At 45.1% G+C, this 21564-nt stretch carries 16 protein-coding genes, 2 pseudogenes and 1 riboswitch; of the genes and pseudogenes, 17 read left to right on the forward strand and 1 reads right to left on the reverse strand.

Annotation, left to right across the window (positions count from 1 at the left end):
* Window positions 1-265 precede the first annotated feature (265 nt).
* The 4 genes from DYE66_RS05115 (at window position 266) to DYE66_RS05130 (ending at window position 4842) form a co-directional block, all read left to right on the forward strand.
* The gene (locus tag DYE66_RS05115) at window positions 266-733 is read left to right on the forward strand and encodes a MarR family winged helix-turn-helix transcriptional regulator (protein WP_002999918.1); all 468 of its coding nucleotides are present in this window, start codon (window positions 266-268) and stop codon (window positions 731-733) included.
* Complete coding sequence (locus DYE66_RS05120) at window positions 734-1972, forward strand: acyl-CoA thioesterase/bile acid-CoA:amino acid N-acyltransferase family protein (RefSeq protein ID WP_115324994.1); 1239 nt, start codon at window positions 734-736, stop codon at window positions 1970-1972. It abuts the gene before it with no gap.
* 152 nt (window positions 1973-2124) lie between these two features.
* The gene (locus tag DYE66_RS05125) at window positions 2125-3171 is read left to right on the forward strand and encodes a D-alanine--D-alanine ligase (RefSeq protein WP_003000231.1); all 1047 of its coding nucleotides are present in this window, start codon (window positions 2125-2127) and stop codon (window positions 3169-3171) included.
* Window positions 3172-3888: 717 nt separating this feature from the next.
* Window positions 3889-4842 (forward strand): bile acid:sodium symporter family protein, encoded by a 954-nt coding sequence (locus DYE66_RS05130; RefSeq protein ID WP_115324995.1) that lies wholly within the window; start codon window positions 3889-3891, stop codon window positions 4840-4842.
* A gap of 200 nt (window positions 4843-5042) precedes the next feature.
* Here DYE66_RS05130 and DYE66_RS05135 read toward each other — a convergent pair whose 3' ends face one another.
* Complete coding sequence (locus DYE66_RS05135) at window positions 5043-5606, reverse strand: folate family ECF transporter S component (RefSeq protein WP_115324996.1); 564 nt, start codon at window positions 5604-5606, stop codon at window positions 5043-5045.
* Window positions 5607-5694: 88 nt separating this feature from the next.
* A riboswitch (THF riboswitch) is annotated at window positions 5695-5782 on the reverse strand.
* A gap of 179 nt (window positions 5783-5961) precedes the next feature.
* Here DYE66_RS05135 and DYE66_RS05140 point away from each other — a divergent pair.
* The 13 genes and pseudogenes from DYE66_RS05140 (at window position 5962) to lplA (ending at window position 21391) form a co-directional block, all read left to right on the forward strand.
* Entirely contained in the window at window positions 5962-7326 is a 1365-nt protein-coding gene (locus DYE66_RS05140; RefSeq protein WP_115324997.1) for a UDP-N-acetylmuramoyl-tripeptide--D-alanyl-D-alanine ligase, read from the forward strand.
* Window positions 7327-7340: 14 nt separating this feature from the next.
* Window positions 7341-8021, forward strand: coding sequence for a YwaF family protein (locus DYE66_RS05145; protein ID WP_115324998.1), 681 nt, complete (start codon window positions 7341-7343; stop codon window positions 8019-8021).
* Window positions 8022-8282: 261 nt separating this feature from the next.
* Window positions 8283-9944: a ribonuclease J gene (locus DYE66_RS05150; RefSeq protein WP_115324999.1), complete on the forward strand. Its 1662-nt coding sequence runs from the start codon at window positions 8283-8285 to the stop codon at window positions 9942-9944.
* Between the two features lie 111 nt (window positions 9945-10055).
* Window positions 10056-10841 carry an alpha/beta hydrolase gene (locus DYE66_RS05155; RefSeq protein ID WP_003000220.1) on the forward strand — a complete coding sequence of 262 codons (786 nt, stop codon included), beginning with the start codon at window positions 10056-10058 and terminating at the stop codon, window positions 10839-10841.
* A 113-nt stretch (window positions 10842-10954) separates the two neighbouring features.
* Entirely contained in the window at window positions 10955-11671 is a 717-nt protein-coding gene (locus tag DYE66_RS05160; protein WP_003000177.1) for a matrixin family metalloprotease, read from the forward strand.
* 7 nt (window positions 11672-11678) lie between these two features.
* Window positions 11679-12047: a hypothetical protein gene (locus DYE66_RS05165; RefSeq protein WP_002999779.1), complete on the forward strand. Its 369-nt coding sequence runs from the start codon at window positions 11679-11681 to the stop codon at window positions 12045-12047.
* A gap of 139 nt (window positions 12048-12186) precedes the next feature.
* Window positions 12187-14127 carry an ABC-F family ATP-binding cassette domain-containing protein gene (locus DYE66_RS05170; protein ID WP_003000327.1) on the forward strand — a complete coding sequence of 647 codons (1941 nt, stop codon included), beginning with the start codon at window positions 12187-12189 and terminating at the stop codon, window positions 14125-14127.
* A 422-nt stretch (window positions 14128-14549) separates the two neighbouring features.
* Complete coding sequence (locus tag DYE66_RS05175) at window positions 14550-15518, forward strand: thiamine pyrophosphate-dependent dehydrogenase E1 component subunit alpha (RefSeq protein WP_003000511.1); 969 nt, start codon at window positions 14550-14552, stop codon at window positions 15516-15518.
* Window positions 15519-15731: 213 nt separating this feature from the next.
* Window positions 15732-16730, forward strand: a complete 999-nt coding sequence (locus DYE66_RS05180; protein WP_002999937.1) for an alpha-ketoacid dehydrogenase subunit beta — start codon at window positions 15732-15734, stop codon at window positions 16728-16730.
* Window positions 16731-16978: 248 nt separating this feature from the next.
* Window positions 16979-17107, forward strand: a pseudogene (locus tag DYE66_RS11180) (biotin/lipoyl-containing protein); the annotation flags it as partial.
* A 210-nt stretch (window positions 17108-17317) separates the two neighbouring features.
* A pseudogene (locus DYE66_RS05185) lies at window positions 17318-18328 on the forward strand (dihydrolipoamide acetyltransferase); the annotation flags it as partial.
* Between the two features lie 182 nt (window positions 18329-18510).
* Window positions 18511-20289, forward strand: a complete 1779-nt coding sequence (gene lpdA, locus DYE66_RS05190; protein ID WP_044123970.1) for a dihydrolipoyl dehydrogenase — start codon at window positions 18511-18513, stop codon at window positions 20287-20289.
* Window positions 20290-20398: 109 nt separating this feature from the next.
* The gene (gene lplA, locus DYE66_RS05195; RefSeq protein WP_002999880.1) at window positions 20399-21391 is read left to right on the forward strand and encodes a lipoate--protein ligase; all 993 of its coding nucleotides are present in this window, start codon (window positions 20399-20401) and stop codon (window positions 21389-21391) included.
* Window positions 21392-21564 lie beyond the last annotated feature (173 nt).

Genomic DNA, 21564 nt, shown 5'->3' on the forward strand with positions numbered 1-21564 from the left:
GCGAGGAATCCCAACCGTGGGGCAATGATTGTTTGAAACAGTAGTGACCGTATTGCCTACACACCCCTTTCGCAGGTGGTGCTTTTGGGTGATAATAGTTATTGAAACATGAATTGGTAAACAATTACAGATCTATAGATAAATAGGATAGGACGGACGTCTTGGTAGTTGACTGTGTGTCTTCTGATTCAGGTGGACTCTTGACTTCTTATTTAATTTTTGCTAATTTATTAAGCGACTTAACAAATAGAATCGAGTAATACCAATGACAGATGAATTGTTGAACCTTAATCAAAAACTCCAAGAATTTCTGGCAAGCTACCAGAGGCTGGAGAAGGAGCAGCACTCTATTCCAGACCATGATTTGACCATAGCAGAAGTCCATTTGTTAGTTTTACTGGCAAAGGGTGAGCGAATGAATCTTTCTCAGTTGGCCGAGCGACGACAGATTTCTCGTAGTGCGGTGACTCAGATGGTTAATCGGTTGGTGAAAAAAGGCTACTTGAAAAAGGAAATTTCAGGTCAAAAGAAAAGTGCCTACAATTTAGTTTTAACACAAGCTGGACAAAAGGTCTATTTATGTCATCAGCAACAGCATGACTTTCTCAATCAGCAATTGACGGAAGTTTTGCAAACCTATCCAAAGGACTTCTTGTCAAATGTCACTCAACTCATGACCGATGTTGAAGCCGTTTGGGAAAGCTTAGCCAAAAGAAACAAGGAGGGCTGGTAGATGAAGATTGATTTACGAAGTCAGGACCTGCTGGCGGATAGTCCCTTTGATATATTTGTGACAGGCTTGAAAGCTAAAACCGTCTATGTCATTCGGATGACCTTGACTAATTATTATAATATCAATGTTCCTATGAATCTAGATCCAACTGTTCCTTGGCAAGCTCAAGGGACATACATTTCAGACGAGTTGGGACAAATTTCAATCAATCAGAGCTGTTGTCAAGCGGGATCCTATCAAGGTCAGGTTGAGATGGGGCTCTTTTTTAATAGTTTTCCTCTTAAAGATAAGAAGGTTGGCTTGACTTCCGATTTAGATAATATTCCACTTCATGAGAGTTTTGAGGTTACAGTTGAAGTCTTCAAGGGTAAAAAGCAACTTGGACAGACTAGCTTTACACGCTATTATCAGGCTCCTCAAATCAAGCATCAAGATTTAAGGTTTTCCAAGGCCCGAGTTCGTCTCTTTTATCCTGAAAGAGCTAAGAATCTCCCAACCATCCTTGTTTTAAGTGGTAGTGATGGTCGGATTGAAAAAGCACAAAATATTGCCCAACTACTAGCCAGTCAGGGATTTGTCACCCTAGCCCTTGCCTATTTTGGTTTGGAAGGGCTACCTAAATATTTGGATAGGATTGACCTAGACTTTATGAAAGAAGTCCTAAGATATCTGAGTTCGCTCTCTCAAGTTGATAAAGATAGAATTGGGATTTATGGACGGTCCAAGGGGGCTGAATTAGCCTTGACAGCAGCTTCACTTTTTCCGAATCTCTCTTGCATTGTTGTCAATTCACCATCCTGCGCTGTCCTAGAGGGAATGAAAGGATATCGTACGTCGGGGCACTCTTCTTGGTTGTATCAGGGAGAGGAGTTGCCGTTTACCAAATTTTCTATCAGAGATTTTCTTTTGAGTAAGCTCTCAAGGAGACCTAAAATTTCTTATCAAGATGCTAGCTATATTCCTGTCGAGAAAATTCAGGGATATCTCTTGCTGATAGGAGCAAAGCAGGATGAAATTTGGCCAGCTTATGAATCTACTGGAAAAATTGAGAAGCGGTGGCAACGAAGGGAAGCTTCCACTTATCACTTGGAAAAACTAATTCTAAAAGATAGCGGTCATATGCTGACAGTTGCTTACCAGCCAAACAGTCGTTATCAAAAATTCGCCTGGCAAAAGGTCTTATATGATAGCGTGAAGTCTTGGCAAGCTACGGTTGAATTTTTCAAGAAGTACTTGTGAGTTCAAATTTTTCTATTTTGATTTGAGATTTTACTCTGGAACACATTTTCATAGTTGTCTGAGATGATGGGAGTGGCTTTAGACGTCAGTTCCATTCTCCCTAGGATTTATGCTATAATAAGGGACGAATAATTTGCTAGAAAAGGGAAATCATGTCTAAGAAAACTCTGATTTTATTATATGGTGGTCGCTCGGCTGAGCGTGAGGTGTCTGTTCTGTCAGCTGAGAGTGTCATGCGGGCGGTGGACTATGATAAGTTTAATGTCAAGACTTACTTCATCACTCAAGCGGGTGATTTCATCAAGGCCCAAGAATTTACTAGTCAACCTAGTGAGAGCGAAAAGCTGATGACCAATGCGACGGTGGATGCCAGTCAGGCCGTTAAGCCCAGCGATATTTATCAAGAAAATGCCATCGTTTTCCCTGTTCTCCACGGGCCAATGGGCGAGGATGGTTCCATTCAAGGTTTCTTAGAAGTCCTGCGTCTGCCCTACGTGGGGACCAATGTCCTCTCCTCTAGTGTTGCTATGGACAAGATTACAACTAAGCACGTTTTGGAATCAACTGGTGTCCCTCAGGTAGCATATGTAACCTATATGGAAGGTCAAGACATGGCAGAGGCTATTGCAAGAGCTAGTCAGAAGCTGACCTACCCAGTCTTTGTCAAGCCAGCTAATATGGGTTCCTCTGTCGGCATTTCTAAGGCTGAAACTGATGGGGAATTGCGTGAGGCCCTTGAATTAGCCCTCAAATATGACAGTCGGATTTTAATCGAGCAGGGCGTGGTGGCCCGCGAAATTGAAGTCGGCATCTTGGGCAATAGTCAGGTCAAAACAACTCAACCAGGCGAGGTTGTCAAGGATGTGGCCTTCTACGATTACGAAGCCAAGTATATTGATAACAAGATTAGCATGGCTATTCCAGCCCAGGTGCCAGAAGAAGTCATGGATAAGATGCGGACCTATGCTGAGACGGCCTTTCGAGCAATCGGTGGCTGTGGCCTTTCCCGCTGTGATTTCTTCCTGACTGAAAGCGGTGAGATCTACCTCAACGAACTTAATACCATGCCTGGTTTCACCCAGTGGTCGATGTATCCCCTCCTTTGGGAAAATATGGGTCTGCCTTATAAGGATTTGATAACTGAGCTGGCTGGTCTGGCTCAGGAAATGTTTGACAAACGAGAAAGTCATCTCTTGTAATTTAATAAATAGAAGCGGAGTTCTTTGGCTTCGCTTTTTTGTTAGGATAATACTCTTTGAAAATCAAAATTTTCTCACGGATAAAGTCACTCTATAATTTCTCATTAGAGTGACTACGAAAACTACGATTGTAGTTTTCTATATCCCTGACTAATTTCATAAAAACTGTAACATTGACAGTTTTTACTCCATGTCGCGTCGTTAACTCACCTTGCCGTACTTACTGAGGAAAGCGAAGCTTTCTGCATCTCCATCCTCAAAAGGTCTACCAGACCTTTTGAGCTGTCTTCAGTCCGTGCGATGCGGAGCAAAGTCGGTCGATTTCACCAACTTTGTGAGGTTAGTAAAGGAGTTAGGCAATCGCTATGAAGATTGTGCCGTTTGGGAGTAAGACAGAAGGGCTTTGACAGATGTCAAAACCTTCGTTGTCTTTCCCCAGCAAGGGTGACTAGCTGTCTGCTGTGCCACAAAGTGGCGCAAAGATAGCAGACACCTACTGCGACATCAGTCACTTTAGTGACTTGATGTCATTGCTCCTTGCCTTGGCTAATTCTGATTTTCATTGAGTATAAGACTTGAAGGTGATCTCTTTTGAAGCATTTTCAAAACATTTTCTGGTTGAAATTGAAAATCGACGAAAATAATTTAAAAAATATTTTGAAAATTGCAATAAACAGGAGTACAATAGAGTCGTTCAATTTTCAAGGAGGTTTCATTATGCAAAAAGTTGTCAATTTTTCATCCTGGATCAGTAAGTGGTTCACCCTGATTGTTATTATTTGGGCAGCTGTTAACTACGCTCTGCCCCACACCAGTACCTGGGTCATTCCAAATACGTCCTACTTGCTGGGAATTATTCTCTTTGGGATGGGTTTGACCTTGACGACGGATGACTTTGTTCGGATTTCTAAGCGACCAATTCCTGTTGTTTTGGGGACAGTGGCCCATTACATCATCATGCCTGGTTTGGCTTGGTTACTTTGCTTGATTTTCCACCTCAAGGGAGCGACTGCTGCAGGGGTCATCTTGGTCGGTTCTTGTCCAAGTGGAACCTCTTCTAGTGTTATGGCCTTCTTGGCTGGCGGGGATGTTGCCCTTGATGTCTCTATTGAAGTGCTCTCAACTCTCTTAGCACCGCTGATGATTCCAACCCTCTTGTCCATTTTAGCGGGGCAGTTCATTGCGGTTCCAGCCAGCAAACTCTTTATGTCAACGCTGCAAATTGTCGTTGTCCCAATTATTTTAGGGGTCTTGGTCCATATGCTTTTGCGACACAAGATTGATGGGATTATTAAGATCATGCCTCTGATTTCCCAAGTTGCTATCCTCTTGATTATTGGAGCGGTCGTTTCTGCCAATCATGCCAATATCTTTACGGCTGCGACAGCCTTAGTCATTCCTGTTGTCATGCTCCATAATCTCTGTGGTTACGGTCTCGGTTTTGCCTTTTCAAAATTACTCAGATTAAAAGAACCCCAACAAAAGGCTATTACCTTTGAAGTTGGGATGCAGGACTCTAGCTTGGGAGCTACCTTGGCTATCAAATACTTTGCGCCACAGGCGGCCATCCCTTCAACAATCTTCTCTATCTGGCACAATATTTCAGGTTCTATCCTGTCATCCTGGTGGAAGAATCATTCCAAGGAAGGCTCGGTAGCGCAAGAAAACTAAAGGAACTCGAAACTTCATCAGTCTTGGTGAAGTTTTTTTCTACATGAAAAATCATAAAAGAGAGAACCAATCTGATTCTCTCTAGGGTTTCATTGTAGGTCACCCACTACAGTTGACAATGAGCCGAAAAATCCCCGTCTGAAGGCGGGGAGGTTTGATCTATTGTGAGGATTAGACGAAGAGTTTGGCCAGTGACTCTCTCATTTCTCGACCCCAGTTAATTGGCGCCAATCTCGCAATCTTTGAAGCTGGGTCAGGACCAGCATGGTGAGGATAACCCGTATGGGGATTTCAAAGATTTTTAGCCAACGGCCTGCAAGATATTGGGTAGCGATGGGAACTTTAAAATAGATTTGGATTAGGAGGGGCGTGAAGATAAAGGTTCCGATTAGCATAATGACCAGAGTAGCTAGGCTAACATAGCACCAATCCAGTTTGGAAGCCCATTTTAGGGACTTTCCATAAAAGAAGAGGCCGTAGAAGGCACCTTGAGCGCCCTCCATCAGAGTCCACCAGATGATGAAGTTGGCAGTCCCACCAGTCAGGCTATCGATGATATCAATCAAGGCCAAGGCGATAAAGCCGTAGGCCGGACCGCCGATGGCACCAATCATTGCTCCGATGATGAAGGTCAGGCTGATGGTCAGTTGGCCAGGAATAATGGGGATGGAAAATTTGCTGACAACGACCGAGAGGGCCATGAGCATGGCCAAAGTGACCAGCTGTCTGGTTGAAAGTTTTGGAAAAAAGGGTTTAGAAAACATAAAAAAGCTCCTGTTCTATTGAGGGAGCTGCTTAAAATGTGGCCTCAGTATCGGATTTTTTCAGCCCTATGCTGAGGTGGCGATTAAAAACAGCGGATGCAGTGATTTACCGCACTTTGTTCCTTATGTGACAACATCCCATTCACATACACTTAACGCAAATCACTTACTCTGTATTTGGAATACAGGCCTAGTTTAACACGGTTTTAGAGTTTTTCAAAGGTTTTCAAAGAATTTCACGAATATTGTTCGTATTTTTCTGAGGGACTTTCATTTACTAAGCCTACTTTGGGCTAGCCTTTTGTGGTATAATTCTTCAGGAAAGATTTTAAAATCGTAAAAATAAGGAAGACCAATGAAATTATCGTTACATGAAATTGCTGATGTGGTGGGAGCCCTCAATGATGTTTCCCAGTTTGAAGATGTCCCCATCCAGGCTATCGAATTTGACAGTCGCAAGATTTCTTCTGGCGACCTCTTTTTGCCCCTCAAAGGGACTCGTGACGGACACGAATTTATTCCGACGGCCTTTGAAAATGGGGCTGTGGCGACCTTCTCTCGGATTGAGCTAGATGATGTTCCCTACATTTTAGTCAAGGACCCTCTGGCTGCCTTTCAGACTTTGGCCAAATACTATTTGGAGAAGATGGCTGTCGATGTGATTGCGGTGACGGGCTCCAATGGTAAGACCACGACCAAGGACATGATTCACGATGTCCTAGCGACCACCTACAAGATCTACAAGACCCAGGGCAACTATAACAATGAAATTGGTCTACCTTATACGGTTTTGCATATGCCGGATAGCACTCAAAAACTGGTCCTTGAGATGGGGCAGGATCATCTGGGTGATATTGACTTGCTGTCCAAGATTGCTCAGCCTAAGATTGGCATCGTGACTTTAATCGGTGAAGCTCATCTGGAATTCTTTGGCAGCCGTGAGAAGATTGCTCAAGGGAAAATGCAGATTGCAAATGGCATGGCAAAGGATGGAACCTTGATTGTCCCAGCTGATAAGATTATCAATGACTACCTGCCTGACAATCAGAAGGTTGTCCGCTTTGGTCCAGACCAAGATATTTTCTTGACCGAGTTGGTAGAGCGAAAAGATAGTCTGAGCTTTGCGGTCAATTTTATGGACGGCTTGATAGAGCTTCCTGTGACTGGAAAATACAATGCGACCAATGCCATGCTGGCAACCTATGTTGGTCAGCTAGAAGGTGTGGCGGATGAAGCCATTCGTTCAGCCTTGAAAAATCTAGTCTTGACCAAAAATCGGACCGAGTGGAAAAAGGCTAGTAATGGGGCGGACATTTTGGCTGATGTCTACAATGCCAATCCGACAGCTATGAAGCTGATTTTGGAAACTTTTCTGACCTTGCCAGCCAATGAAGGTGGTAAGAAAATTGCCCTCTTGGCGGATATGAAGGAGCTGGGCAAGGATTCGGTTCAGATGCACAGCCAAATGATTAGGGCCCTCAATCCAGAGGATTTGGATACCCTGATTTGCTACGGGGAGGATATTGCTGAGCTGGCTCAATTGGCCAGTCAGGTGTTCCCAATGGGCAAGGTTTATTATTTCAAGAAAACGGCTGAGGAAGACCAGTTTGCAGATTTGGTCAAGCAGGTTCAGACTATCTTGCAACCTGCCGACCAAATTTTGCTCAAGGGGTCTAATTCCATGCAACTGGACAAGGTGCTTGAGGCCTTAGAAAACTAGAGGAGATAGACAGAGTGAACGCAAGATTTTGGCAGCATTTTTTCACGACCCAGCAGACCCAGGTCCCGACCATTTCTGGCTTCTGGTATGGCATGATTCTTTTGGACTTGTTTTTTTTCATTTGGCTGACCGTCCGCTACCATAAGCGACTCGGCTTTATTCGCCTCTTTAAGGGCATTCAACTCCTGCAGTTACTTTCCCTTTATGGCTGGTATATTAGCTGTCAAATTCCGCTGATGAACAGTCTGCCCTTTTATCATTGTCGCTTGGCCATGATTGGGTTGGTCTTCTTACCCGACCGCTGGCCCTTTAAGCAGTATGTCGCCATCATGGGTTTTAGTGGAGCCTTTTTTGCCCTGGGCTATCCTGTTATGGATCCATACGCCTTTTCCCACATCACAGGCCTGTCTTTCTTAGTAGGGCATTTCGCCCTCTTGGTGAACAGCCTGGTTTACTTACTCAACCACTTCCAAAAGGACCATCTCAGTTTGCTCAAGATTATCAGCTACACCTTTATTCTCGACCTCTTTATGCTTGGGGTCAATCATCTGACAGGTGGAAATTACGGTATTTTGCGAGAAACGCCCTTTATTGATAATAGCAATGTCTGGTTTAATTATTTGGTTGTCTCTAGTGTTCTGAGTCTAGCCTTGGTTCTGACGGAACTGGGCTTTAGGCGGTTGAAGAGAGCTTAGAGCTCTTTTTTCTTATCCGCGAAAACGCCTTATTTATGCTATAATATAGAGGACTGTAATTCGACTTAGCTAGGTCAGTCATAGAAATTGATCAGCTAAGGACCGTTGGGAATGGCTTTAGAAAACTAAACAGGCCTGTCAGTAGGGTCGGCTTGCGGCCTCGCTATTTGCTAGGCGGATTAGCTTTGATTTTTCTAGAGTGAAACATAAGATGACAGCTTGGTCATCACGAAACTAAATACTATAAAGGAGTTTGTCACCATGAGTGATATTAAAATTATTGCCCTGGGTGGGGTACGTGAAAACGGGAAAAACCTCTACCTGGCGGAAATTAACGAGTCCATCTTTGTTTTGGATGCTGGGCTTAAGTACCCTGAAAATGAGCAGCTGGGGGTTGATGTGGTCATCCCTAATATGGACTATCTGATTGAAAATCGAGACCGCGTTCAAGGGGTCTTTTTGACTCACGGTCACGCTGATGCTATCGGAGCCCTGCCCTACCTCTTGCAGGATGTGCGGGTGCCTGTCTTTGGTTCTGAATTGACCATTGAATTGGCCAAGTTGGTGGTTAAGAACAATTCTCAGGTCAAGAAATTCAACAACTTCCATGTGGTTGATGCCCAAACAGAGATTGAGTTTAAGGATGCAGTCGTTTCCTTCTTTAGCACGACCCACTCCATTCCAGAAAGTCTGGGAATCGTCTTGGGAACTGACCAAGGAAATATTGTTTACACAGGGGACTTTAAGTTTGACCAGGCGGCTAGCTTAGGTTATCAGACGGATTATGGCCGTCTGGCAGAAATTGGTCGCGATGGTGTCTTGGCGCTCCTGGCAGACTCAGCCAATGCTGACAGCAAGGTTCAGGTAGCCAGCGAAGCAGAAGTCGGCGAAGAAATGGATGATGTCATTTCTGATGCCCAAGGTCGTATTATTGTTGCGGCCGTAGCCAGCAACCTCTCTCGGATTCAACAGGTCTTTGATGCAGCTGCTAAGTATGGTCGTCGGGTCGTTCTGACGGGGTTTGATGTGGAAAATATTGTCCGCACTGCCATTCGTCTGAAAAAACTCAGTATTGCTGATGAAAAACTAATCGTTAAACCTAAAGATATGAACCGCTTTGAAGACCATGAGCTGATTATCTTGGAAGCTGGTCGGATGGGGGAACCCATTGAAGGGCTTCGCAAGATGGCTATCGGTCGTCACCGCTATGTGGAAATTAAAGACGGTGATTTGGTCTATATCGTAACGACTCCAAGCGTTGCCAAGGAAGCGGTTGTCGCTCGTGTGGAAAACATGATTTACAAGGCTAGCGGCTCGGTCAAATTGATTACCCAGAATCTACGGGTATCAGGGCATGCTAATGGGCGTGACTTGCAGCTCTTGATGAATATTCTAAGTCCCAAATACCTTTTCCCAATTCAAGGGGAATATCGGGAATTGCAGGCCCATGCTGATTTGGCTGAAGAAATTGGCATGCTACCAGAAAACATCTACATCATGAAGCGTGGGGATATTATGGTTCTTAGTGACCAGGGCTTCCTGCATGAAGGTGGGGTCCCAGCTAGTGATGTCATGATTGATGGTAATGCCATCGGTGATGTTGGCAATATCGTCCTGCGCGATCGTAAGATTCTCTCTGAAGATGGTATCTTCATTGTGGTCATTACGGTCAACAAGAAGAAGCGGACCATTGTTTCCAAGGCTAAGGTTCACACCCGTGGCTTCGTCTATGTTCGCAAGAGTCGGGATATTCTGCGTGAAAGTGCTGACTTGGTTAATAAGACCGTAGCGGACTATCTGGCAACGGAAGGCTTTGACTGGGGTGAATTAAAGGGCTCTGTTCGTGACGAATTGGGCAAGTTCCTTTTCGACCAAACCAAACGTCGGCCGGCCGTTTTGCCCGTCATCATGGAAGTGCGCTAAGCGCTTAGATATAGAACAGTTATGAAAGATAAGAGGAGAGCGGGGCGACAAAATCGATTTCTGAGAAATCACGATTTGTCCCGTTCTTCTCTTTCCTAAAGGAGATTGATTATGGCTTTTTTTCAAATTGAGTATCATTCAAAGGTTCTTGGTTTCGAGCGGCAGGCCAATGTTATCTACCCTGATAGTTTTGAGTTGACTCAGCCAGAAGCAGATAGTCAGGATATTCCTGTTCTCTACCTCCTGCATGGCATGGGAGGCAATCAAAATTCTTGGCAGAAGCGAACCAGTATTGAGCGCCTACTGCGCCACACTAATCTGATTGTGGTCATGCCTTCCAGCGACCTGGCTTGGTACACCAATACGAATTATGGCCTGAGGTACTTTGACGCCATTGCCAAAGAATTACCCCAAGTTATGCGACGCTTTTTTCCCAATATGACGACCAAACGGGAAAAAACCTACATTGCTGGACTTTCCATGGGAGGCTACGGCGCCTATAAAATTGCTCTCTTGACCAATCAATATGGCTATGCGGGCTCTTTCTCGGGGGCCCTCAAGCTGGATGTGGCTAATCTCAAGGACAATGTGGATGCCAATCTTGAGTATTGGCAGGGGGTCTTTGGAGATTTAGAGGCTGAGGATATTGATAAATATCAGCTGAGCTCTATGGTGGTCGAGCATGACAGGCAAACTAAATTCTTTGCCTGGTGTGGTCAGGAAGATTCTCTCTTTCCCCTCAATGAGGAGGCTATCGCCGACTTTAAAAAACAAGGTCTGGATGTGACCTACTCCAGTTCACCAGGTCGGCACGAGTGGTACTATTGGGAAAAACAATTAGAAGCCTTCTTGCGCTGGTTGCCCTTAGATTACCATGAAGAAGAACGCTTATCATAAGTTTGTCGGCCCCTTAACAAATCGGTGACAGCTAGCCTAAAACTTGTATTTTAAGAGCTGGCTTGCTATACTTGGAAACACTAAGATTTTTGATTAGGGGGGGGAGTGATTTTATGAGGTCTTTCTTTAAATTATTGTGGGCCATTCCTAAGGCTATCCTCAGCTTTGCCTGGCACTTTTTCTGGGGCTTTATCAGAACTCTGGCGGTTTTTGCCCTGATTATTTTTGCCCTAGCCTGGTATGCCAACCATAGTCAGTCCCCCCTTGCGCAAACGGTTCGGACGGGTCTGGCCAATGTGACCAGCCAATTTTCCCCTAAGGAAAATCTGCGACAAAATCTCAAAAAGTTGGTGACCGATGCCGCTTCTGACCACCAAGGACAAGGAGCGCGTTGGCAGACCAATTCGGCTACGGTTTATATCGCATCAACCGATTCGACCTTTGTTTCAGCTTATCAGGAGGCTATTACTGCTTGGAATAATACGGGTGCCTTTACCCTTAATCTAGTGTCAGATAAGGAGTCTGCCAATATTATATTGACCAATCAGTCCGACAATTCCAGTCAGGCAGCAGGTGAAACCAAGACAACGACCGATGCACTAACCAACCGTATCACCCATGCCGATGTCTACCTCAATTCCTACTACCTGCTCAACGATGCTTACGGCTACAGCCAGGAGCGGATTGTCAATACAGCTGAGCATGAGCTGGGTCATGCCATGGGACTAGATCACAATGATAGTCAGGCCTCGGTTATGCAGTCAGCTGGTTCTTATTACAGTATTCAAGCGACTGATATTGCCGCCCTGCAAAAACTTTATGCCAATTAGGGGATTTATGTTATCCATGCTAAAAAATTGGGCTCATCGCTATCCTGAGCAAGCCTTTCTCTTGATTTTTAATAGTGGGGTCTTTGTTTGGTTGCGTATGGCTGGTTCGGCTATTTCCAATAAATTGGCCCTAGGTTGGGATCATGCGGTCCATATTCCTAACTGGCTGATTAATCTGAGTCACAACAGCCTATCGGGACTTCAAGGTTTCTTTGGCCATACGGCTCTGACTTGGTTGATTATCTCCATGATTTTGACGCTAGTCCTGCGCTTTATCAAGGGACTGGTAAAATTTCTGCTCTTTCTAGTGATAGTGGGAGTGGGCATCTATCTGGTCTACCGCCATCAGACTATTTTGGGACAACTCCCAGGCTAATAGTTGTCAAAGCAACTCCGTCTGGGGTTGCTTTTTTTAATGACTAGCACTAGAAATTTTTGGGAGTATGGGCTATTTTTTCTTGACTAGGTGTTCAGCGAGCTATACCGAGCGGGGTGATTTTTGTTATAATGGTTCTATGATTATTTTACAGGGAAATAAAATTGAGCGCTCTTTTTCAGGAGATGTCCTCTTTGATAATATCAATATTCAGGTTGATGAGCGCGATCGGATTGCTCTCGTCGGTCGCAATGGAGCCGGCAAGTCAACCCTGCTGAAGATTCTAGTAGGAGAAGAAGCTCCAACATCCGGGCAAGTTAATAGCAAGAAAGATTTGAGCCTGTCCTATCTGGCTCAAGATAGCCGTTTTGAATCGGATGATACGATTTATGATGGCATGTTGCGAGTCTTTGAGGATTTGCGTCAGCAAGAAGGGGCCCTTAGGGCCATGGAGATGAAGATGGCTGACCTTTCTGGAGCTGACTTAGACAAGTTGATGCAGGATTATGACCGTCTTTCAGAGGAATTTCGAGCCCAAGGTGGCTTTACCTACGAAGCTGATATTAAGGCTATTCTCAACGGTTTTCAATTTGATGAAAGCACTTGGCAAATGCCCATTTCTGACCTGTCTGGGGGGCAGAATACTCGCCTAGCTCTGGCGAAAATGCTTCTGGAGAAACCTCAGCTGCTGGTTCTGGATGAGCCGACCAACCACTTGGATATTGAGACCATCGCTTGGTTGGAGAATTACCTGGCCAACTATCAGGGAGCCTTGATTATTGTCAGCCACGACCGCTATTTCTTGGACAAGGTGGCCACTGTTACCTATGACTTAACGCCTCATTCGCTGGATCGCTATGTGGGTAATTATTCTAACTTTATGGATGCCAAGGTCCAGAAGTTAGCTAGCCAGGAAAAGGCCTATGAAAAACAAGCCAAGGAAATCGCCAAGCTAGAAGATTTTGTCCAGAGAAATATCGTCCGCGCCTCCACAACCAAGCGGGCCCAGGCCCGTCGTAAGCAGTTGGAAAAAATTGAGCGACTAGATAAGCCTCAAGCTCAGGCTAAATCAGCTCATATGACCTTTCATGCCGACAAGCCTTCTGGCAATGTTGTCCTGACGGTTTCCCAGGCCGCTATCGGCTATGATGGGCAGGTGCTTTCCCAGCCTATTGATTTAGATGTCCGCAAATTTGATGCCATTGCCATTGTCGGTCCCAATGGTATTGGCAAGTCAACCTTGGTCAAATCCATCGTTGGCCAGATTCCTTTTGTTGAGGGTCAAAGCCATTATGGCGCTAATGTTCAGGTCGGCTATTATGACCAGACCCAGTCCAATCTGACAAGGACCAATACGGTTCTGGACGAGCTCTGGAATGATTTTTCGACCACACCAGAGGTGGAAATTCGCAACCGATTGGGGGCCTTTCTCTTCTCAGGTGATGATGTCAAAAAGTCTGTTTCCATGCTTTCTGGAGGGGAAAGGGCTCGACTGCTTTTGGCCAAGCTCTCCATGGAGAATAACAACTTCCTCATTCTGGACGAACCGACCAACCACCTAGATATTGATAGCAAGGAAGTGTTGGAAGATGCCTTGATTGATTTCGATGGGAGTCTGCTCTTTGTCAGCCACGACCGCTATTTTATCAATCGGGTCGCGACTAAGGTCTTGGAAATTTCGCCAAATGGTTCCAAGCTCTATCTGGGTGACTATGATTATTATCTGGAGAAAAAAGCTGAGGAAGAGGCTCTAAGTCAATTGAAGCAGTCAGAGATTTGTCAGACCAGTCAGGAAGAAAAAAACTCCCATCCTGCAAGTCAAGATTACCAGACACAAAAGGCCAATCAAAAGGAAGCCCGTAAGTTGACCCGTCGTATCGAGCAAATTGAGCAGGATCTTGACCAGCTGGAGCAAAAAGAGGCAGAGGTCTCGCAAGCCATGACTCAGACCAATGCTACCGAGGAGTTGATAAAGCTTCAGGCTGAGCTAGATCAACTGACCCACAAACAAGACCAGCTGATGGAGGAGTGGGAAGAAGTCAGCCAGGCCTTGGAAAATCTGCAGTTAGACCAAGTCTAAAATTTAGCAGGGGGCTGTTTCGACTCTCTTTTCAATCTCAAGCAGTTTATCTATCCTTGTGACTGGCTAAGAGACAAAGGGGTGATGATCGAGGCAGCCAGCCTCGCTTTCTTGTTTCAAGGCTCGGGGAAAAACAGTCCACTGGGCTGTCTTTTTAATCTCCAGAAAAATTGTGATTCTGTTAAAGTTTTCTCGCCTTTCCACAAAAAGATGGTCATCTCGAGATTTCAAAAAAGTAGAAACAAGTCGGTCACGAACCTCATCAGTATGATACTAACGAGGTCTTTTTGAGTTTGTGAAAAATCATTCAAAATAGTTCTTGCAATCCTTTTCTTCCTTGATAAAATCAGAAACCGATTGTTTGAAGTTTGTGAAATATTTGGGTAGAATGATGGTGTAACAAGAAAAATTAGGAGGTTACTATGGCAAACTTATCTAAAGACCAATATATAGATTTATACCGGAAGATGGAGCGAATCCGCGAATTTGATATGCGGATTAACAAGCTGGTTCGCCGGGGCTTCGTTCAAGGGATGACCCATTTTTCCGTTGGTGAAGAGGCCGCTAGTGTTGGAGCTATGGCTCCCCTGACCTACGATGATATTATTTTTTCTAATCACAGAGGGCACGGTCAATCCATTGCCAAGGATATGGATTTGAAAGGGATGATGGCTGAGCTGGCTGGTAAGGCGACTGGAGTTTCCAAGGGGCGTGGAGGTTCCATGCACCTAGCTGACTTTGAGAAGGGTAATTATGGGACTAACGGTATCGTTGGTGGTGGCTATGCCTTGGCTGTCGGAGCCGCTCTGACCCAACAGTATAAGAAGACCAACAACATTGTCGTGGCCTTCTCAGGAGATGGGGCGACCAATGAAGGTTCTTTCCACGAGTCTGTCAATCTGGCTTCGGCCTGGCAATTACCTGTGATTTTCTTCATCATCAATAATCGCTATGGTATCTCCATGGACATTACCAAGGCGACCCATACCCCCCATCTTTACACTCGGGCTGATGCTTACGGCATTCCAGGCTACTATGTTCAAGATGGCAATGATGTGATGGCAGTTTACGACCAGATGAAAAAAGTGGTTGCTGATGTCCGAGCTGGTAAAGGTCCTGCCCTGATTGAGGTAGAGTCTTACCGCTGGTTTGGTCATTCAACGGCTGATGCAGGTAAGTATCGTAGCAAGGAAGAAGTGGATACTTGGAAGAAGAAGGATCCCCTGCTTAAGTTTCGTGATTTTGCCCTAAAGGAAACCGACTTGACCGAGGCCGATTTGGACGAAGTTCATGAGCAGGTAGTGGCAGAAATTGATCAGGCCTATGACTTTGCCAAAAACAGTCCAGATCCAGACCTATCCGTCGCTTTTGAAGACATCTGGGTAGATTAGATTAAGCCATAGCCTTCAAAAGCTAGTTAGCTAGAGATTTTTTTCTCAGCCACATAATTTCAGACTTAAAAAAATTTTTAGGGCCCATCCTAGAAACTTGAAAAGGTTCATCCTTAATAACTTAAAGGGTGAAAGTCCTGCTTGAGTAAAGACAAAGGATTTGAGGGCTTCTAAATCAATATAGATATAGATGTTATAGATAAGGAAAGTGTTATGACAGAAACAAAGAAAATGGCCTTGCGGGAAGCCGTCAACCTGGCCATGACAGAAGAGATGCGAAAGGATGATGCCATCTTCCTAATGGGAGAAGATGTCGGAATCTATGGCGGTGATTTTGGGACCTCTGTTGGTATGTTTGAAGAGTTCGGACCTGAGCGCATCAAGGATACACCAATTTCTGAAGCAGCCATCGCTGGTTCGGCAATCGGAGCAGCCATGACAGGTCTGCGCCCTATTGTTGATGTCACCTTTATGGATTTCTTGACCATTGCCATGGATGCCATTGTCAACCAAGGGGCTAAGAATAATTATATGCTTGGTGGTGGGGTTAAGACTCCTGTGACCTTCCGAGTGGCCAGTGGTTCTGGTATTGGATCGGCAGCCCAGCACTCCCAAACCTTGGAAGCCTGGTTGACCCATATTCCAGGAATAAAGGTCGTCGCTCCTGGTGATGTTAATGAAGCCAAGGGGCTTTTGAAATCGGCCATTCAAGATAATAATATCGTTGTCTTTATGGAGCCCAAGGCTCTTTATGGCAAGAAGGCTGAAGTTAGCCTAGATCCTGACTTTTATATTCCCCTGGGTAAGGGAGATATTAAGCGTGAGGGAACTGATCTGACTATTCTTTCTTATGGTCGCATGTTGGAGCGTGTCCTCCAGGCTGCTGATGAGGTCGCTGCTCAGGGCATTTCTGTTGAGGTAGTTGATCCTCGCACTCTTATGCCTCTGGATAAGGAGTTGATTATCAATTCGGTCAAGAAGACTGGTAAGTTGATGCTGGTCAATGACGCCTATAAGACAGGTGGTTTCATTGGGGAAATTGCAGCCATGGTCACGGAAAGCGAAGCCTTTGATTATCTTGATCACCCCATTGTTCGCTTAGCCAGTGAAGACGTACCTGTTCCTTATGCTAGAGTTTTGGAACAAGCTATTTTACCAGATGTCGAAAAAATCAAGGCTAGCATTATTAAAATGGTCAACAAAGGCAATTGATAATGATTGAGAATTTGATTAGACAAGATAAGCTATAAAGGGCTTAACCGCCGCAAAAAAGAATAGAAAGGGACAGAAAACTTCTGGTTTTCTGAGACTTTCAACTTTTTGTCGGCTCAAGTCCTATTCAGTTAGAAAGGGATAAGGAAGCCTCAGTCTAACTTGCCACCATTGTACTGGCAAACTGGCTGAAGTTCTAAGAAGATATTATGGCAGTAGAAATCATTATGCCCAAACTCGGTGTTGATATGTCAGAAGGCGAAATCATCGAGTGGAAAAAAGAGGAGGGCGATGGTGTTCAAGAAGGCGACATCCTGCTGGAAATCATGTCCGATAAAACCAATATGGAATTGGAAGCAGAAGCCTCAGGAATACTTTTAAAGATTGTCCATCCTGCTGGCGATACTGTTCCTGTAACCGAGGTTATCGGCTATATTGGCGAGCAGGGAGAGGTCGTTGAAGATCTAGCACCAGCCCCAAAAGAAAACAAGGCAGAAACACCAGCAAGCACCGGCGCTTCAACACCGAGTCCTGAGCCTGTGTCAGCAAGTGCCCAGACCCAAGTGGTGCCTGAACTACAAGAATCGGGCAAGATTAGAGCGACCCCAGCAGCCCGAAAATTGGCCTGCGATTTAGGTTTAGATTTGAGTCAAATTTCTGGTACAGGTCCCAAGGGTCGCATCCACCGTGAAGACGTTGAAAATTATCGGATTGCCCAACCTAAGGTGACTCCTCTGGCTCGCAAGATGGCTTTAGATTTGGGAATTGACCTGAGTCAGGTCAAGGGAAGTGGTGCCTTTGGAAAAATTACCAAGGAAGACATTTTGGCTCTCAGTCAACCTCAAACCAGTCAATCTCAAGAGGACCTTCCAGAGCCAGCTCCTCTGCCAGAGGGTGTAGAAATTAAGCCTATGTCGGCCATGCGCAAGGCCATTGCCAAGGGAATGACCAAGTCCTATCTGACAGCACCAACCTTCACGCTCAACTATGACATTGACATGACCAACCTGATAGCCCTACGTAAGCAGGTCATTGATCCCATCATGGATAAGACAGGCTTCAAGGTGACCTTTACCGATTTGATCGGTCTAGCAGTCGTTAGAACCTTGATGAAGCCTGAGCATGAGTATCTCAATGCTTCCCTCATCAATGATGCCAAGGATATTGAGCTTCACCGCTTTGTTAATCTGGGTATCGCTGTTGGTTTGGATGATGGCCTGATTGTTCCAGTAGTTCAGGGGGCTGACCAAATGAGCCTGTCAGAGTTTGTCGTAGCCTCCAAGACTGTTATCAAAAAGGCTCAAACTGGTAAGTTAAAAGCAGCTGAAATGTCAGGTTCGACCTTTTCCATCACCAATCTGGGAATGTTTGGCACCAAGTCCTTCAATCCCATTATCAATCAGCCTAACTCAGCAATTCTGGGTGTCTGCGCTACGGTGCAAACGCCGACAGTTCTTGATGGGGAAATTACCATTAGGCCCATCATGCAACTCTGCTTGACCATTGACCACCGAATTGTTGATGGGATGAATGGAGCTAAGTTTATGGTAGACCTCAAGCACCTTCTAGAAAATCCAATGGAATTGCTGATTTGGTAGCAGGGGAACCTGATAAATTTGAAAATTAAGAATGAAAGAAAGGAAAAGGACGGAAAGGAAGCTTATCGCATTTGTAACTGAACCCGAGCGGAAAGTTCGGAAAAAGTAAATCGTTTAATAATCGAGGTTTTTGACGATTTCCTATTTATAGTTGCTTTCTTTTCGCTTTTGGTATCTAAAAAATGGCAGTAGAAATTATTATGCCCAAACTCGGTGTTGATATGTCCGAGGGCGAAATCATCGAGTGGAAAAAACAGGAAGGAGACAGCGTCCAAGAAGGGGACATCCTCCTGGAAATTATGTCTGACAAGACCAATATGGAATTGGAAGCTGAGGAGTCTGGTGTCCTTCTGAAAATCCTTCACCCAGCTGGTGATACTGTCCCTGTTACCCAGGTCATCGGTTATATTGGGGCTCAGGGAGAAGTAGTGGATGAGGCTTCCACCAGACAGGCTTCTGCTGAGTCCAGTCAAGTCGCTCAAGTCAGGGCTGACTTGCAAGCAGCTGGGCTTCAAGTTCCGCCGGCATCAGGTACAAAGGAAACTAGTCAAGCAGTAGCAGACAAACCTGCCCTAGCTGAAGATGAATACGACATGGTCGTTGTCGGTGGCGGTCCTGCTGGCTACTACGCTGCAATTCGGGGCGCCCAATTGGGGGCCAATGTAGCCATTGTCGAGAAGTCAGAGTTTGGCGGAACCTGCCTCAATAAAGGATGTATTCCAACCAAGACCTACCTCAAGAATGCTGAGATTCTTGATGACCTGAAAATTGCTGCTGGCCGCGGTATCAATCTGGCTTCAACCAACTACAGTATTGACATGGACAAGACGGTTGATTTCAAAAATTCCGTTGTTAAGACCCTGACCAATGGGGTGAGAGGTTTGCTCAAGGCCAATAAGGTAGCTATTTTCAACGGCCTAGGAACTGTCAATCCCGACAAGACTGTCTCAATCGGCTCTACGACCATTAAGGGCCACAGTATTATTTTAGCGACCGGTTCTAAGGCTTCTAGGATTAACATTCCTGGCATTAACTCCTCTCTGGTCATGACTTCTGATGATATCCTTGATATGCGAGAACTTCCTAAAACCCTGGCTGTTATGGGGGGCGGTGTTGTCGGAATTGAACTGGGCTTGGTTTTTGCCTCCTACGGCGTTCAAGTTACGGTTGTCGAAATGGCCGACCGAATTATTCCGGCCATGGACCAAGAGGTCTCCAAGGAGTTAGAAAAAATCCTGACCAAGAAGGGCATGATTATCAAGACCCAAGTAGGCGTGGCCGAAATCGTCGAAGCTAATAATCAGTTGACCCTCAAACTCAATGATGGCCAAGAAGTTATTGCTGAACGCGCCCTTCTCTCTATCGGACGGGTGCCTCAGCTCAATGGTTTGGAAAATCTCAACCTGGACTTGGACCGTGGACGCATCAAGGTCAATGACTACCAAGAAACCTCTATTCCTGGTATCTACGCCCCTGGTGATGTCAATGGCCGTCGGATGCTGGCCCATGCGGCCTATCGGATGGGTGAAGTAGCAGCAGAAAATGCGGTTTGGGGTAATGTCCGCAAGGCCCATCTTGACTATACACCAGCGGCTGTCTACACCCATCCAGAAGTGGCCATGTGTGGGCTTACCGAGGATGCTGCGCGTCAAAAGTATGGTAGTGTCTTGATTGGTAAGGTCAGCTTCACAGGTAATGGCCGGGCTCTAGCCTCTAATGAGGCTCAAGGCTTTGTCAAGGTCATCGCTGATAGCAAATATCATGAAATCCTCGGTGTCCATATCATCGGACCGTCAGCTGCTGAGATGATTAATGAAGCTGCCACCATCATGGAAAATGAATTGACCGTTGATGAACTTTTACTCTCTATCCACGGCCACCCAACCTTCTCAGAAGTCCTCTATGAAGCCTTTGCAGATGTTCTGGGAGAAGCCATCCACAATCCCCCAAAACGTAAATAGGAACCCAAGCTATTTAATAGGAAAAGAGTACCCCAATCGGACTCTTTTCTTTTAAGTTTTTCAGAATGAATATGCCAATCTTCAATTAATATAGAAGGAAGGAAAATCCATGAAGTATATCGTCAATCATTCCCACAATCCTGCCTACAATGTTGCCTTAGAGGCCTATGCCTTTCGTGAGCTAGTTGATGAGGATGAACTCTTTATCCTCTGGATTAATGAGCCAGCTATCATCATCGGTCGCCACCAAAATGCTATTCAAGAGATTAATAAGGAATATACCGATGGTCACGGCATCCATGTAGTCCGTCGCCTATCAGGGGGTGGGGCGGTTTATCATGACCTCAATAATCTTAACTACACCATTATCTCAAACAAGTCTGATGAAGGGGCCTTTGACTTCAAGACCTTCTCCAAACCTGTTATCGAAACCTTAGCGGACCTAGGTGTCAAGGCCGAATTTTCTGGACGCAATGACCTAGAAATTGCAGGTAAGAAAATCTGTGGCAATGCCCAAGCTTATTATAAGGGGCGCATGATGCACCACGGATGCCTCCTCTTTGATGTTGATATGTCAGTCTTGGCTAAGGCACTCAAGGTCAGCAAGGACAAGATCGAATCCAAGGGGGTCAAGTCTGTCAAGGCAAGGGTGACCAATATCCTCAGCCAATTGCCGGAAAAGATTAGCGTAGAAGAATTTTCCGATAAGATCTTGGACAAGATGAAGGAGCTCTACCCTGGCATGACAGAGTACCAACTTAATGAAGCAGACTTAGCTAGAATTGACCAGTTGTACCGAGAACAATTCAACACCTGGGACTGGACCTATGGACAGGCCCCCGAATATACTGTCGAACGCAATGTCCGCTATACAGCCGGAAAAATTAATACCTTTGCTAAGGTCGAGAACTCTGTTATTAAGGGGATTAAAATCTATGGGGACTTTTTCGGCGTTTTAGATGTTAGCGACGTTGAGCGGGCCTTGCTTGGCAGCCACTATGAATACAGCGATGTATTGGAGCATCTCAAGGCCCTTGATATTAGTCACTACTTCTCAGGGATTAGTCAAGAAGAAGTCGCAAAAGCTATCGTTGCCTCGTAACTTTTTGCGGTATGTAACATTGCTTTGAAAGAAAAATTACTTTAAATTAACAAATATTACATAAAAAACACAAGAACATTGAATTTTTTTATAAAATATTCTTAAAGGGCGTATGAGTTTGATTTTTGATAACCATTTTGTTACACTAATTGACATAGCAAGACGTTTACATG

The organism is Streptococcus downei MFe28, from assembly GCF_900459175.1.
GTDB classification, from domain to species: Bacteria; Bacillota; Bacilli; order Lactobacillales; family Streptococcaceae; genus Streptococcus; species Streptococcus downei.

Excerpts from the sequence above, each read along its gene's own strand:
- DYE66_RS05150 (WP_115324999.1), top strand. The coding sequence starts at position 8,283 with ATGAGTGATATTAAAATTATTGCCCTGGGTGGGGTACGTGAAAACGGG.
- DYE66_RS05130 (WP_115324995.1), top strand. The coding sequence starts at position 3,889 with ATGCAAAAAGTTGTCAATTTTTCATCCTGGATCAGTAAGTGGTTCACC.
- DYE66_RS05170 (WP_003000327.1), top strand. The coding sequence starts at position 12,187 with ATGATTATTTTACAGGGAAATAAAATTGAGCGCTCTTTTTCAGGAGAT.
- DYE66_RS05125 (WP_003000231.1), top strand. The coding sequence starts at position 2,125 with ATGTCTAAGAAAACTCTGATTTTATTATATGGTGGTCGCTCGGCTGAG.
- DYE66_RS05175 (WP_003000511.1), top strand. The coding sequence starts at position 14,550 with ATGGCAAACTTATCTAAAGACCAATATATAGATTTATACCGGAAGATG.
- DYE66_RS05165 (WP_002999779.1), top strand. The coding sequence starts at position 11,679 with ATGTTATCCATGCTAAAAAATTGGGCTCATCGCTATCCTGAGCAAGCC.
- DYE66_RS05180 (WP_002999937.1), top strand. The coding sequence starts at position 15,732 with ATGACAGAAACAAAGAAAATGGCCTTGCGGGAAGCCGTCAACCTGGCC.
- DYE66_RS05155 (WP_003000220.1), top strand. The coding sequence starts at position 10,056 with ATGGCTTTTTTTCAAATTGAGTATCATTCAAAGGTTCTTGGTTTCGAG.
- lpdA (WP_044123970.1), top strand. The coding sequence starts at position 18,511 with ATGGCAGTAGAAATTATTATGCCCAAACTCGGTGTTGATATGTCCGAG.
- DYE66_RS05115 (WP_002999918.1), top strand. The coding sequence starts at position 266 with ATGACAGATGAATTGTTGAACCTTAATCAAAAACTCCAAGAATTTCTG.
- DYE66_RS05160 (WP_003000177.1), top strand. The coding sequence starts at position 10,955 with ATGAGGTCTTTCTTTAAATTATTGTGGGCCATTCCTAAGGCTATCCTC.
- lplA (WP_002999880.1), top strand. The coding sequence starts at position 20,399 with ATGAAGTATATCGTCAATCATTCCCACAATCCTGCCTACAATGTTGCC.
- DYE66_RS05140 (WP_115324997.1), top strand. The coding sequence starts at position 5,962 with ATGAAATTATCGTTACATGAAATTGCTGATGTGGTGGGAGCCCTCAAT.
- DYE66_RS05120 (WP_115324994.1), top strand. The coding sequence starts at position 734 with ATGAAGATTGATTTACGAAGTCAGGACCTGCTGGCGGATAGTCCCTTT.
- DYE66_RS05135 (WP_115324996.1), bottom strand. The coding sequence starts at position 5,606 with ATGTTTTCTAAACCCTTTTTTCCAAAACTTTCAACCAGACAGCTGGTC.